The organism is Halonotius sp. F2-221B (genome assembly GCF_046719765.1).
In the GTDB taxonomy this organism is placed as follows: Archaea; Halobacteriota; Halobacteria; order Halobacteriales; family Haloferacaceae; genus Halonotius.
The window spans coordinates 20840-33356 of the sequence record NZ_JABEBY010000023.1; the positions used below are offsets into that span (position 1 = coordinate 20840).

General features: G+C 61.9%; 13 protein-coding genes and 1 tRNA gene. 7 read left to right on the plus strand and 7 right to left on the minus strand.

The window, feature by feature from the left end:
* Nucleotides 1–12: 12 nt before the first annotated feature.
* Nucleotides 13–1164 carry an NAD-binding protein gene (locus tag HKK80_RS14025; RefSeq protein WP_411800213.1) on the plus strand — a complete coding sequence of 384 codons (1152 nt, stop codon included), beginning with the start codon at nucleotides 13–15 and terminating at the stop codon, nucleotides 1162–1164.
* On the opposite strand, the gene HKK80_RS14030 is transcribed toward HKK80_RS14025, so the two are convergent.
* Nucleotides 1165–1950, minus strand: coding sequence for a mechanosensitive ion channel domain-containing protein (locus HKK80_RS14030; RefSeq protein ID WP_411800224.1), 786 nt, complete (start codon nucleotides 1948–1950; stop codon nucleotides 1165–1167).
* 5 nt (nucleotides 1951–1955) lie between these two features.
* A complete protein-coding gene (gene dacZ / locus HKK80_RS14035; protein WP_411800214.1) occupies nucleotides 1956–2762 on the minus strand; it encodes a diadenylate cyclase DacZ in 807 nt (268 codons plus the stop codon).
* Nucleotides 2763–2993: 231 nt separating this feature from the next.
* Between dacZ and HKK80_RS14040 the strand changes: the two genes are divergently transcribed.
* The 3 genes from HKK80_RS14040 (at nucleotide 2994) to HKK80_RS14050 (ending at nucleotide 6206) form a co-directional block, all read left to right on the plus strand.
* A complete protein-coding gene (locus HKK80_RS14040) occupies nucleotides 2994–4280 on the plus strand; it encodes an MFS transporter (RefSeq protein ID WP_411800215.1) in 1287 nt (428 codons plus the stop codon).
* A gap of 674 nt (nucleotides 4281–4954) precedes the next feature.
* Nucleotides 4955–5695 (plus strand): FAD-dependent oxidoreductase, encoded by a 741-nt coding sequence (locus HKK80_RS14045; RefSeq protein WP_411800216.1) that lies wholly within the window; start codon nucleotides 4955–4957, stop codon nucleotides 5693–5695.
* A gap of 85 nt (nucleotides 5696–5780) precedes the next feature.
* Nucleotides 5781–6206: a DUF6884 domain-containing protein gene (locus HKK80_RS14050; protein WP_411800217.1), complete on the plus strand. Its 426-nt coding sequence runs from the start codon at nucleotides 5781–5783 to the stop codon at nucleotides 6204–6206.
* Here the strand turns inward: HKK80_RS14050 and HKK80_RS14055 are convergent.
* The 3 genes from HKK80_RS14055 to HKK80_RS14065 form a co-directional block, all read right to left on the minus strand.
* Nucleotides 6203–6916 carry a hypothetical protein gene (locus tag HKK80_RS14055; RefSeq protein WP_411800218.1) on the minus strand — a complete coding sequence of 238 codons (714 nt, stop codon included), beginning with the start codon at nucleotides 6914–6916 and terminating at the stop codon, nucleotides 6203–6205. The two genes, HKK80_RS14050 and HKK80_RS14055, sit on opposite strands and share 4 nt — an antisense overlap.
* 111 nt (nucleotides 6917–7027) lie before the next feature.
* Nucleotides 7028–7112 (minus strand) — tRNA-Leu (locus HKK80_RS14060).
* Between the two features lie 131 nt (nucleotides 7113–7243).
* A complete protein-coding gene (locus HKK80_RS14065) occupies nucleotides 7244–8248 on the minus strand; it encodes a succinylglutamate desuccinylase/aspartoacylase family protein (protein WP_411800219.1) in 1005 nt (334 codons plus the stop codon).
* A 94-nt stretch (nucleotides 8249–8342) separates the two neighbouring features.
* On the opposite strand from HKK80_RS14065, the gene HKK80_RS14070 reads away from it, so the two are divergent.
* Nucleotides 8343–9677: a RimK/LysX family protein gene (locus HKK80_RS14070; RefSeq protein WP_411800220.1), complete on the plus strand. Its 1335-nt coding sequence runs from the start codon at nucleotides 8343–8345 to the stop codon at nucleotides 9675–9677.
* A 55-nt stretch (nucleotides 9678–9732) separates the two neighbouring features.
* On the opposite strand, the gene HKK80_RS14075 is transcribed toward HKK80_RS14070, so the two are convergent.
* Nucleotides 9733–10455 (minus strand): acetyl-CoA synthetase, encoded by a 723-nt coding sequence (locus HKK80_RS14075; protein ID WP_411800221.1) that lies wholly within the window; start codon nucleotides 10453–10455, stop codon nucleotides 9733–9735.
* Nucleotides 10456–10892: 437 nt separating this feature from the next.
* On the opposite strand from HKK80_RS14075, the gene HKK80_RS14080 reads away from it, so the two are divergent.
* Both HKK80_RS14080 and HKK80_RS14085 read left to right on the plus strand, forming a co-directional pair.
* Nucleotides 10893–11138, plus strand: coding sequence for an LSM domain-containing protein (locus HKK80_RS14080; protein WP_142444107.1), 246 nt, complete (start codon nucleotides 10893–10895; stop codon nucleotides 11136–11138).
* Nucleotides 11135–11311 (plus strand): 50S ribosomal protein L37e, encoded by a 177-nt coding sequence (locus HKK80_RS14085; RefSeq protein ID WP_142444108.1) that lies wholly within the window; start codon nucleotides 11135–11137, stop codon nucleotides 11309–11311. Before HKK80_RS14080 ends, HKK80_RS14085 begins: the two co-directional genes overlap by 4 nt.
* A 237-nt stretch (nucleotides 11312–11548) precedes the next feature.
* On the opposite strand, the gene HKK80_RS14090 is transcribed toward HKK80_RS14085, so the two are convergent.
* The gene (locus HKK80_RS14090; RefSeq protein ID WP_411800222.1) at nucleotides 11549–12427 is read right to left on the minus strand and encodes a hypothetical protein; all 879 of its coding nucleotides are present in this window, start codon (nucleotides 12425–12427) and stop codon (nucleotides 11549–11551) included.
* Nucleotides 12428–12517: the final 90 nt, after the last annotated feature.

A 12517-nucleotide genomic window follows, 5' to 3' on the forward strand; every position in this document is an offset into this window, starting at 1 on the left:
GACTCTGGGGCGATGAGAACACGGGAGTGGATCAGCGTCAGGGCGTCGATCCTGCTGACGTTTGCCGTCGCCATACTGTCGATCATCGTCGGGCTGCTCCACATCTCGACCGGCGGCGTCGACGGCCACCTCGCCGGCTTCGTCCCGCCAACGGTGCGACGCGCGGTCGGCTTTACCGGCACACTCACCGGGTTTACGATGCTCGGGGGTGCCTACGCACTCAGACAGCGGTTCCGCATCGGCTGGTATGCGACGGCCGTGTTGCTCCCGGTGACGGCGATTCAGGGCCTCTTGCAGGTCTCGCCGTTCGCGCTCCCGTTGGTCGTCGTCTCCGTGCTCACCGTCCCCGCGCTGCTCGTCAACCGCTCGCGGTTCGACCGCTCGTTTTCGCCGTCGCCGACCCAGTTGGCCGCCGGCGTCGCCCTCGTGACGGCGATTGCCTACGGCACCGTCGGTGCCTACGCCCTGCGCGATGAGTTCAGCGGGATCACGACGCTCACCGACGCCTTCTACTACACCATTGTCACCGCCAGCACCGTTGGCTACGGCGACGTGACCGCCGCGTCCGAACTCGGCAAGCTGTTTTCGGTCTCGGTGCTGTTGGTCAACGTCGCCGCCTTCGCCGTCGCCCTCGGTGTCCTGTTGACGCCGGCCATCGAAGCCCAACTCTCGAAAGCACTCGGACGCATGACAGAAAATCAGTTCAACCTCTTAGACGACCACGTGATCCTGCTCGGCTACGGGGATCTCACCGAACCGATCATCGAACACCTCGGCGACGACACAGGGTTTGCTGTCGTCACGACAAACGAGGCCGCGGCCCGGCGGCTTACCGACCGCGATGTTCCCGTCCTGACCGCCGAGCCAAGCGATGAGGCCCCGCTGAAACAGGTTGGGATCGCCGACGCCCGGGCTGCCATCGCGGCCACCGAAAACGACGCCCAAGACGCCTTGGCGATCCTCACCGCCAACCAGCTCAACGACGATCTAACCCTTCTTGCGGCCGCGATGCAGCGGGAAAACGTCGCCAAGCTTCGGCACGCCGGCGCGGATCGCGTCATCAGCCCCGCCGAGATCGGCGGCCGACTGCTGGCAAACTCCGCGATCGGCAAAGGCGACGCCGAGGCGGCCTCCGAACAGCTGCTCGGGGAGCCGATCGAGTGATCACTGGATTCGGACGATCCCGTCTCGGAGCACGGTTCGGTTGGGGATGATATGTTCCTCGCCGTCGGTGTCGATCCGGGTCACGAAGAGATCGATCTCCTGGACGATCCCGCGTTGGCCGGCGACAGCGACCTCGTCGCCGATGCTGTAGGGTTCGGTCAACAGGAGGTAGACGCCGACCGCCCCAGAGGCCAGCAGCTCCTGTGTGGCGATCGCGGTAAAGACGATCAGGGCGACGGCGTAGGCACCCAACAGGACGATCAAGGCGGTGGTGGCGACGCCGATCTGTCCGAGCGCGATCAGCGTGGCGACGAACAGCACGCTGTAGCGGGCGGTCGCCGGAATGACACCGATCTCGGGGAGTTTGATCCCCCGGAGGCGTTCGGCGACCAACACCTCAACCTTGTCGCCGATGATGATGCCAACAACGAGGATGAGCAACGCGACAGCGAGTTGTGGAAGAAAGACCGCCGCCGCTCGAAGGAACAGATCGGCAAACTGGATGTTGGTGAACGTGCCGGCGATAAACACCGAGAGCACGATCACGAAGTAGCCCGCCAGCTTGGTGAGAAGCCCGACCGTCGAGGTGCCGTACTCGCCGGCGGCCCGCTCGACGGCCGTTCCTTCGACGGCCTCGTCGATGCCGAGTCGGTGGAGCAGCCGCCGGCCGAGACGCATCGTCAGATAGCCGAGAGCGATCCCCACCACGACGATGCCGACGGCGATCCACCACCGCGGTGAGATGACCGCCAGCCACTCCGGGACGGCGAACTGTAACACCGACAGCATGGTTAGTGCTCCTCTGGGTCAAGCTCAAGGATGAGCTCCCCGCCCTTGAACGCTCTCACGAGGCCATCGGACTCCGAGAGGACGATCGCCGTCGCGTTGGTATCGCGGGTGATCGCACCGCCGGCCATGTGGCGGGCGCCGAGCCCTTTTGGGATATCGATCCCCTCCGCACTCGGTTCGAGATAGCGGTAGGCGGAGACGATCTTGCCGGAATCCGAGATCACGAACGCGCCATCCAGCCGCGAGAACTCCTTGAGCATCACGTTGACGATGGGGTCGCCGACATGGACGTGGGATTTCTCGAAGGGGTTGTACGAGAGCGGGCGGGATTTGTTCATTACCTTGCCGGCGTCGCCGACGACGAACAGCGCGCCGACCGGGCTGCCTTTCTGGCCTTTCCGGCCGAGTTCAAGCGCGACATCGAACACATCGCGGATGACGTTCGGATCGGCCCGGGAGTTGGTAAAGAGATCATACAGCCCCGAGCGGAGATCTTCGCTAACACGCACTCTGACCGCCGAATCGACCTCGCCGTCGAAGATCGATCCGAAGCAGGCGACCGTGTTCCCCTCCTCGACGAGGTCGGTCTCCATCGCGCCCTCGATCCCAAACCGGATGCGATCCTTGATATCGGGAAACTCGATGGGGAGTTCGACGAACGTCTCGGCGTCAACCGTGTTCTCCCCGGCGACCACGACGACATGCTCCTCGTCGGCGAACTGCTCGTAAAACGCCCCGTTGGGCGAAAAGAGGAAGACACTGTCGACATCTGCCATGATGTCCGAAAGAACGTCATCAAAGGAACCCATTAGCGTATATATGTTGGCTGGATTCTTAAAGCTGTACTGGAACTGTCAGACGTATGTCTGACGCCAGCGGTTCGAAATGGCTGTGCAACCGCCCGGTGACGCGCCGGCACCTCGGAAAGAGAGCGATCACGACCTGTCGACACGAGTGCCTGGGGTGGAATGAAAAGCGCATTCAACGACCGCCCGTAAGCTGTCGTGTCCCGTGACATCTCAGCCCGTCGGAGGTGGCCGATGAACGCCAACGACCGCGCTATCACCGGATTCACCATGGCCGGCCACGCGATGGTGCACACCTACGAGTTGGCGGTGCCGATCCTGCTCACGGTCTGGCTCGCAGAGTTTTCGGTCACCTCGGCGACGCTGGGCACGGTCGTCGCCGTCGGCTACGGCCTGTTCGGCGTCGGCGCGCTGCCCGGCGGGCTGTTGGTCGACCGCTTCGGCTCCCGCCGGCTCATCGTCGCCTGCCTCTTCGGGATGGGCTCGGCGTTCGTCCTGCTTGGACTCCTCCCGGGTGTTGCCGGCATCGCGGTCGCGCTGGCGGTGTGGGGGCTGGCCGCCAGCGTCTACCACCCGGCGGGGCTGACGCTGATCAGCAAGGGGGCCGACCAGCGCGGGGCGGCCTTCGCCTACCACGGGATGGCCGCCAACGTCGGCATCGCCGGCGGGCCGTTTCTCACCGCGCTCCTGCTCGTTGCTGTGGAGTGGCGAACCGCCGTGATCGCCCTCGCCGTGCCGGCGTTCGTCGCCGGCCTTGCCGGGCTGACCGTTGGGTTCGACGAAACCGCGGCGGTCGACGCCGACGCGAAAACCGGGAGTAACGACAGCGACAGCGACAGCGACGACGACACCACCGTGCCCGATGTCGACTCGCTGGCGACGTTCGTCACCGCCTCCCGGGGGCTGTTCACCGCGGGCTTTCTGACCGTGTTCGTGCTCGTGTTGTTCAACGGGCTGTACTACCGGGGGATGTTGACCTTTCTGCCGGGGCTGTTGAGCGACTTTCTCGATCCCTTGCTTGCGGTCGATCCCGCGGCGGTGCTCGGGCCGATTGCCGACAGCCCGGCGGCCGCGGAGTTCGATCTCTCGCGGTACCTCTTCGCGGGGCTGCTGGCGGTCGGCGTCGCCGGCCAGTACGTCGGCGGGCGGCTGACCGACGCCATCGAACCGGAGCGCGGGCTGGCGGTGATGCTCACGCTGCTCGTTGTGATCGCACTGCTGTTCGTCCCCGCGTCGGGGTCGCTGCCGACGCTGCTGGCGGTGAGTGCCGCGCTGGGCTTCGCGCTGTTCGGCCTCCAGCCGCTGAGTCAGGCGACGATAGCGAAATACTCGCCGCCGGCCTATCGGGGGTTGTCGTTTGGCTACACGTATCTCGCTATCTTCGGGATCGGCGCGCTTGGGGCGTCGCTGGCGGGCGCGGCGCTCACCTATGGCTCCCAGACGACGCTGTTCGTCATGCTGGCGACCTTTGAGGCGACCGCGCTCGGGCTGGCGGTGTGGCTAATCGTTCGGGACGAATAGCGACGAACCATCGCTGGGGAGTCTCATCCTGTCGCCATGGCGGAGCAGCGAGCACCGCCGAAATCGCCCGTCCGTCAGAAATGACGGGGAAGGCGTTACCAAACCAGTGTCAACGTTTGTTGACTGTCGAACCCGCCTGCCCGGAAAGGTGGCGGATTCCGCCTGCCCGGAAATGGTCAGACGGTATCTGCGATTTCGGAGGGGATGGTAATAAAAATAGCTCTGTAATTCTCAGATTCGGTAATTTGTGTCGGAATAGACGCGCATGTCTCGTGTATGACGATGAGAGAACCAAATATGTCGGGGACACATTGTTATTCAGTTTGATATTCGGAACACTACTTATTTATGTTACACTTCAAAAGAGGTTGTTGTCGCCCGTGTCAACAACGGCGACTGTCGAACACACCTGCCCGGAACAGGTCGGGAAGTCACACACTTCCCACTCTACGTCTTTTCGTCGACCGCACGTACCACAGACCGCCAGTTTGTCTCACCAGTAGACGACGCTGCCACGGTTCGGATCGGGATTCGAAGGAGGATGCGTGAGCCCGGGGTCGAACCGGACTTCGAGACCACCGCCCTGGAGCGAGCGGTGTCGCTGTTCGTTCGTGACTCAGCCGGCACCGTGGAGCGAGGAGTATAACACCGCGTTCACGAAAGCTTCGGCCAACATGACACGCGAGAGTGACTGCGACGTGCTGATCGTTGGTGGTGGCCCGGCGGGTCTGTCGGCGGGCATCTTCACCGCCCGTGCCGGACTGGACACGCTGCTGGTCACCGACGGCGATCCGATCCTCCGCCGAAACGCCCATCTGGAGAACTACCCCGGCTTCCCGGCCGGCGTCAACAGCCACCGCCTGCTGGAACTCATGGGCGAGCAGGCCGACCGCGCCGGCTGCGACCGTCGGGAGGGTCGCGTCGTCGACCTCCAGCAGTCCAACGGCGGCTTCGTCGCCGAAACCGAGGATGGTGGGCAGGTCACCGCTGGCACCGTCGTCGCCGCGACGAAGAACACGGTCGACTTCCTCGCCGGCATCGACGGCGTCGAGATTCTGGATCACGGGAAGGAGTTCGTCGCCACCGACGACCGCGGCCGGACAGGCGTTGCGGGCCTCTACGCCGCGGGGCGGCTGGCCGCCCAGCCGCATCAGGCGATCATCGTCGCCGGCCACGGCGCGACCGTCGGCGTGACGCTGATCGAGGATTCCGACGAGGAGTTCTACCACGACTGGGTGACGCCGGAGGGTTACTTCACAGGCCGTGGGCGTGAACTCCCGCCAGGCTGTGAGGAGATCGACGCCGACGAACGCGAGGGGCGCGAAGCCGAGTCAGTGGCGGCGATGCAGGAGTGGTTCGCCGCGCCGCATCCTGAGGGGCCGCAGCAGCATCCGAGTGTGCGCGACGACGAGTAGAACGATTTCTCGACAGTGTGGAGCATGACTACCGATTCCTCACGCACAACCATTTTCGGCCTACCGTTTGAGAATCCTTTCAGCGATGGAAATTGGACTCGTGAGCTGTACCAAGAGCAAGCGCGACCGCGCAATGAAGCCTGCCGACCTCTACGAAGAGTCTACCTTCTTCAGAAAAGCACGCGAGTACGTCGAATCGAATCACGATCGGTGGTACATTATTTCGGCGAAACATCACCTGCTCGACCCTGATGGATCACCAATCGAACCGTATGACGAAACGCTGAGCGGTGCGTCCGTTGACAGGAAACGCGAGTGGTCGCAGACCGTATTCAGCCAGCTACGCCAGGCGAAACGACTCACCTCGGGCAACACACTGGTATTTCACGCTGGGCGCGATTACTACGATGAGCTACTCCCGTTACTTGAGGAGACGCCCGTAGAGACGGAAACACCGACTGACGGATGTCGGTACGGGGAGACGTTAGCTTGGTACAACGACCGGATCTAAGCGAACCCTGGCATGCTGTCGATGTAGCTCTCGAACGTCTCCAAGAACTCGGGGTGATACTCTTCATCAACGTGGTTGATGTTCCACAGCCCGGACTGCTTGATTTCTGTGACTGGGCTGTGGTGGCCTAACCAATCCTCTCGTCGTGGGTCGATATCTGCTGTATCGAGATTGCTCACGAGGGCAATCATGTTCCGCTCGATAGAGGCGCGGTCGCTCTCCGGACTCGGTTCATCATCCACAGCAACCCAAAGAAACGGCAACTCGCGGATGTATTCGCTGACCCGTCGTTCCAGATCCAGTTCTTCCGTTCGCAACGCTCGGGCAGCACTTGATCCGACACCCCATTCGGGATACGCCTCTTGCAAATCGTCCCTCTCGATGATCGCTTCTCCGACACGTTTCCTGAACACAGACCCTCGATGGTTGCCACCTCCCTCGTATGTGCCGCGTTGTGCGCCACGGTGGGTTCGCAGTCGATTCCAGAGCGACGTGCTACTTCCTTCGGAGACGGCGTGGGTGCCGATCCGTGTCAATCGTCGCTGGTCAGTATCGGAGCGGGTTTCGTCCGGATGAAAAAAGAAGTACATACCGCGATCAGGCCAGTTCATTCGACCATCACAATCCCCAAGCCTGCGCATGCCTCCGACTGTCGCCGCTAAATCATCGAGCAGCGAATATACGGTATCGAGATCGTGCTGTCTGGTCATATGAAAGACTGTGCGGAACCGGATTCGAACCACGGTCACTCCGCTTCGCTTCGTTCCCTGGTTCGAACCGGCCTGCTCGTTCGCTCGCTCCACGGTGTTCCGCTCGCTCACTGCGCGGGACCGGATTCGAACCGGCGGACTCCTACGAGACAGCGTCCTAAGCGCTGCGCCGTTGGCCTAGCTTGGCTACCCGCGCGCTGTCACACGGCGTGTGCCGTCCGACATTCGGCGTAAACCGACCGAACAATAAAAACGCTCCTATCCAACCGACTGCGGCGACGCCCGCCAGCGGTTCTGCTGTGTTGCTGCCGACGGCCCGCCCGCGACTTACTCGCGGGTCTGCTCGATCACCCGGCGCGTTCGCTCGTCCAACTGCACGAGATGACACAGCGGATTGCCGGGATAGACCAGCGGGTTCTCCAAGATCCCCACCAGCAGGCCAGCAAACGGGGCCTCAACCGTGGTGGCGTCGGTTTTGAACGGGTTTGCGATCGTGGCGATCCGCTCGCCCGCCTCAACCACGTCGCCGCGGGTGGCGTGCATCTCGACCAGCCCGCCGGCATCCGCCCGAATCCACGTCTTCTCGTCGGCCCCCGCGACGACGGTTCGCCAGCCGGACCAGGCGACCGTCGCGGCCGGCTTCACGCCGAACTCCGCGAGCACGCTTTTCGTCCCCGCCAGCGCGCGGTCGATGAACTCGCGTTGAAACCGGTGGGCTTCGCCCATCTCGACGGTGATCGTCGGCACGCCCGCGTCGGTCGCCTCCCGGCGCAGCGTCCCGTCGGGCCCCTCGCTGTCGATGATCACGTTCGACGCGAACGCGTTGGCGACGCGGGCGGTGGCCTCGTTGGTCATCTCAGCCCGAACGTGGAGCATGTTCGTCCGACCCCGCGTCGACGTATGAAAGTCGATCCCGAGATCGCAGGGCTCGATGAAGTTCCGGAAGATGCTGTCGGCCATCCGTTTCGAGCTCGTCGACTCGGGATCGCCGGGAAACGAGCGGTTGAGATCCCGGTCGTAGATCGGGAGATACCGCTGTTGGGCGATGAAGCCGGGGACGTTCAACACGGGCAGACAGACCAACGTCCCACAGAGGTCGTCGTGATCCCACTCGTGGGCGACCTCCCGAACCACCTCGACGCCGTTGAGTTCGTCGCCGTGGCCCGCCGCCGAGAGGAAGGCTGTCGGCCCCGGCTCACCGCCGTTGATGATCGTGACCGGCATCCGGACGGGATCGCCGAGATAGGTTTCGGTGATCGTATACCGGAAGCTGTGTGTGTCTCCCGGTTCGACCCGTCCGCCGTTGAACGTGAACGGCTCTGCGTCCGACATTGCCCGGTGTGGGCGGCCAGTAGCTATACATCTACCGCCGCCGGGGACACCACCTGACCACAGTGACTAATATATCGGCACCGAAAACAGCGGTATGCCAGCCGACTCCCCCGCCGATCTCACCGTCGGCGTCCTGGGCCTCCACAGCAGCAAGGAAACCAAGGCGATTCTGAACGCCATCGAGGCACTGGGCTACGGTGCCGAATGGCTCCGCCGTGAGAATATCGCCGTCTCGATCACCGACGGCGAGCTCACGATCGAGCCCGACATCGACGTCATCGCCAACCGACTGCTGTTGTCGACAAGCACGCATCCGGCCGACGAGATCGGGCTTGCCCGCCTGTTCGAACGGCTGTATCCGATGTTGAACGCGCCGGACTCGGTGACGACAGCGATGCACAAGTTCGCCACCGCAACAGCCCTCGCCGACGCGGGGGTTCCGGTGCCGGATGGGCTGCTCGCCTTATCCAGCGACCGGCTCAACAGTGACCGCGAGCGGTTCGGCGAGCAGGCGGTGTACAAAACGGCGATCGGCACCCACGGCGGCGGCGCGTGGGTCGTCGACCTCGCCGAGCCGGTCAACCCGCGCGTCGGCGACCGGCAGGCGTTTCTCCAACAGTATGTCGAACGGGAGGGTCGCCCGCGTGACACCCGCGTCTACATCGTCGACGGCACCCACATCGGCTCGATGTATCGCTATGCGCCCGACGGCGAGTGGCGGACGAACGTCTCCTTGGGCGGGGAGGTCGAAGACGCGACCGACGACCTGCCACAGGGGGCCCTCGATATCGCCCGCCGTGCGGTCGACGTGGTTGGTCTCGACTACGCCGGCGTCGACCTCATCGACGCCGACGGCGAGTGGCAGGTCCTCGAAATCAACCCGACTGCGGGCTTCCGTGGGCTGTTCAAGGCAACCGGGCGGAGTCCGGCCCCCTACATCGCCAAACTCGCCATCGAACGCGGCGGCGGCAGCGTCGACCCCGACCGGGTTGCGGAACTCGCCGAGACGCTCGACGACTCCAGGCCGGCCTGTCTACCGAAACAACGGTCGACAACCCCAACCGAGCCTTCGGTCATCGGCTACATCGAGGAGGTCGTCGTCAGCGGGACGCGCGGCTCCCAAAAGGTCTTCGCGAAATCCGACACCGGCGCGACGCGGACGAGCATCGATACCCACCTCGCAACCGAGATCGGTTCCGGTCCGATCAAGGATATCATCACGGTTCGGTCGGGCAGCGTCAAAGAGGGCCGATCCCGCCCGGTTGTCGATATCGTCGTCGGCGTCGGCGGCACCCAACACACGGTTACCGCCAGCGTCGAAGACCGCAGTCACATGGAGTTCCCGCTGCTGCTCGGTCGGGATATCCTCGAACACTACCACGTCGATGTAACCCGGCGGGTCGATTCGGCCAACGACGACGAGGAGTAAGTCGACGGCTGCAGATGTTCCCCGCGATCACAGGAAGATGAATCGACCGCGACGCTCACAACCCCACCGAATCAGCCGCAACTGCCACCGACTCCGGCGCGGTCACACCCGGAGCGACCAGCGCGGCATCGGCGTCGACAGCGCGGTCAGTCTCACCGACCAGTATCGCCGTCGCCTCCGCAGCCAGCGCGGCGACGAGACCGACGATGGCCGCGGGCGTCGACAGCGACACCCGGATCGCCAGCCGCGAGTCGCCGCCGAGGGCAAGCGCGCTGATGACATCCTCGGCCGCCGCCAGCAGCTCGCGGTGGCTGTAGCCCTCGCTGTCGGCGAGCAACACGGGCGAATCGGGGTCGACCTCGGTCTCCGGAAAGCCGGGGTTTTCGCTCCAGACCTCCTGCTCCCAGTGGGTCGTTGCCGGTGATTCGGGCGGGCCGCCGTAGACGGCCAGCTTCGTCCCGGCGGCGGGATCATAGTCGGTCTCGTGTTCGACCGGGACGAGCCGTACCCGTGCCTCGGCGGTCGGCTCGAAGGTCGCCTGCGCGCCGAGTTGGGCCGCGCCAAGAAACGCGAGGAACGGCTCGGGAACCGGTGTCGCCTCGATGGCGACGGTCGCCGACGCCCGAACGCCGAGAAACCGCAGCACGTTGCCGGATTTGTAGGCGTTCGTAAAGAAATCCTGATAGCTCATCGCGCGATCGCTGGTCGGGAACTCCACCGCGGGCTGCTCGCGGCGGCGGCCCCGCGGCAACAGTTCGCCGAGCACCGAAGCCTCCATAACTGCTGTTCGACCGGCGGCGGCAAAGTCTCGTCGCTCGCCAGGCTGGGGGCTCCCAGCCTGACGGTGTTTAGCTACAGAGCAAGCATGTGGGTCGGCCAATTAATCAACCGCCGCCCTGGCGGCCTGCGAAAATCGAAGATTTTCGGGCGATCAGACGCTTCGCTTCTGGTAGACTGAAAGGGCGAGGCTCTCCCGGCGAACCCGGACGACGCAAGCACCGCAGTGAGCGAAGCGAGCGAGGAGCGCAGCGAGTCCCGGGAGCCGAGAGAGCCGAGGGCTTTCGACACCAATCCCCTCAGAAAACGGCTTATCTGAACACTACCCTCAATGTAGCATCGTAGCAGGCACCCGAAAGCCAGTCAGGGGCGAGACAGCAAAGAGAGACCACGCCGTGTTCCGGTACGTTTAAGACCAAAACACAACCCTGTTCGGGTATGAGTGGACGACCCCTCGATGTGCTTGAGGCGTCACTGGAGGATGCCGTAACCGTCAGGCTGAAAGACGGGACGGCGTTCACCGGCACGCTGGCTGGTTACGACCAACATATGAACGTCGTGCTGGACCCACCGGCCGGCCTCGACGACGACATCGACGAGGGCGGCGTCGACGAGATCGCCGTCGAGGCGGTCGAAGACACAACCATTATACGCGGCGACAACGTCGTTTCGATCAATCTATGACCGGTGCAGGAACCCCGACTCAAGGCAAGAAGAACACCACGACACACGTCAAATGCCGCCGCTGCGGCGAGAAGTCCTACCACAGCAAAAAGAAGGTCTGTTCGTCCTGTGGCTTCGGCAAATCAGCCAAACGACGCGACTACGCCTGGCAGTCGAAATCCGGCGACAACTAAGCGGCTGATTTTCGCAGACTGTCTCTGTTGACTACCCGACACAGCTACTGGTGTCTCGAAGCGTCCACCGGTAACTGTGTGGCTCTTGGCTACTCTGGTGAAACAACTATCTGAATTGTGATATTGGAGCCTTTGGAGTGCTGAATATGGAGGTTCTATCTCGCACTGCCCTTCCTGATTAAAATCTGATAAGCCTGTTTCACTATCTTCGGCAAGAGCCATCTGTAAATAGAGAGATCAAGTAATCAAATCTGCCACGTCATCATCAAGAACAGATAATGTATCCTCATCAAGATTTTTTGCCCAGTCAGAAATCCTCTCTTTAACTAATCCCAAATAGAAATCACACAGCGGAATTGATGGGAGAACCCGTGTTGCAGGTGATTCTCCAATTTTAGAGTCCTCATCTGCGCTTGGTATCAAATCCTCTTCTTGGACATACTGCTTCAGCACCGATTTTGGAACTGCGGTAAAGATGTAAGAGTTCTCGATTCTAGAAGGTTCATCAGATCCACCAAACTCCCAATTTATAGATTGACCACTTATTGCTTGACCCGGACCACGAGAAGGTTTAGTCAGATGAACAGTAGTATGCCGGTTATCCATCATGTAATGATGGAGATCCGCTGACGCCTCTGAATCAGCCCAGTCTTCCCATTTTTTCCACCGGTTTTTAAGCAAATCATCTATCGAGTATAATGCTCCCAAGAACGCGCTTAGGTAGTATTGATGGTTCTCCATGCCTTCAGACCTCATTTTTGTGAGAAAGAAATGCGCCTCTTGGAATTTGCCCAGAACCTCTCTAGGATCTGTTTCATTAGATTCTGCGGGGCCAATAATAACCAGTTCGGGAGCTTTCACAGCTGGTGGTTGAGGATTATCTCGTGTAGGGTTAAGAGACACATTTCTATCTCTCCCGAGGTTTATTTCGGTACTGTATTGGTTGCCTTGATTGCCTTGGAATCCCTCCAGCCGATAGATATATTTTCCATCTTTCAACGGTTGAACCCGCGTGTTTTCGTATTTTCCATCATCATCTATATCTTCTCGCACCTCAACCTCGACGAACATTCCTTCCGGAATCTCTGCCTCACAAATGAGTCCAATATCAGTCATTGATCTTATCTTCTACGCTCATCTGTAGCGATGAGTACTTCTTTTGTGAACGGAGCTCGTAACTGGTCTCAAGATGGTCAGCAGAGAGAG

Coding starts and splice junctions, on each gene's coding strand:
- HKK80_RS14055 (WP_411800218.1), bottom strand. CDS start 6,916: ATGACCAGACAGCACGATCTCGATACCGTATATTCGCTGCTCGATGAT.
- HKK80_RS14075 (WP_411800221.1), bottom strand. CDS start 10,455: ATGGAGGCTTCGGTGCTCGGCGAACTGTTGCCGCGGGGCCGCCGCCGC.
- HKK80_RS14050 (WP_411800217.1), top strand. CDS start 5,781: ATGGAAATTGGACTCGTGAGCTGTACCAAGAGCAAGCGCGACCGCGCA.
- HKK80_RS14090 (WP_411800222.1), bottom strand. CDS start 12,427: ATGACTGATATTGGACTCATTTGTGAGGCAGAGATTCCGGAAGGAATG.
- HKK80_RS14040 (WP_411800215.1), top strand. CDS start 2,994: ATGAACGCCAACGACCGCGCTATCACCGGATTCACCATGGCCGGCCAC.
- HKK80_RS14085 (WP_142444108.1), top strand. CDS start 11,135: ATGACCGGTGCAGGAACCCCGACTCAAGGCAAGAAGAACACCACGACA.
- HKK80_RS14080 (WP_142444107.1), top strand. CDS start 10,893: ATGAGTGGACGACCCCTCGATGTGCTTGAGGCGTCACTGGAGGATGCC.
- HKK80_RS14070 (WP_411800220.1), top strand. CDS start 8,343: ATGCCAGCCGACTCCCCCGCCGATCTCACCGTCGGCGTCCTGGGCCTC.
- dacZ (WP_411800214.1), bottom strand. CDS start 2,762: ATGGGTTCCTTTGATGACGTTCTTTCGGACATCATGGCAGATGTCGAC.
- HKK80_RS14025 (WP_411800213.1), top strand. CDS start 13: ATGAGAACACGGGAGTGGATCAGCGTCAGGGCGTCGATCCTGCTGACG.
- HKK80_RS14065 (WP_411800219.1), bottom strand. CDS start 8,248: ATGTCGGACGCAGAGCCGTTCACGTTCAACGGCGGACGGGTCGAACCG.
- HKK80_RS14045 (WP_411800216.1), top strand. CDS start 4,955: ATGACACGCGAGAGTGACTGCGACGTGCTGATCGTTGGTGGTGGCCCG.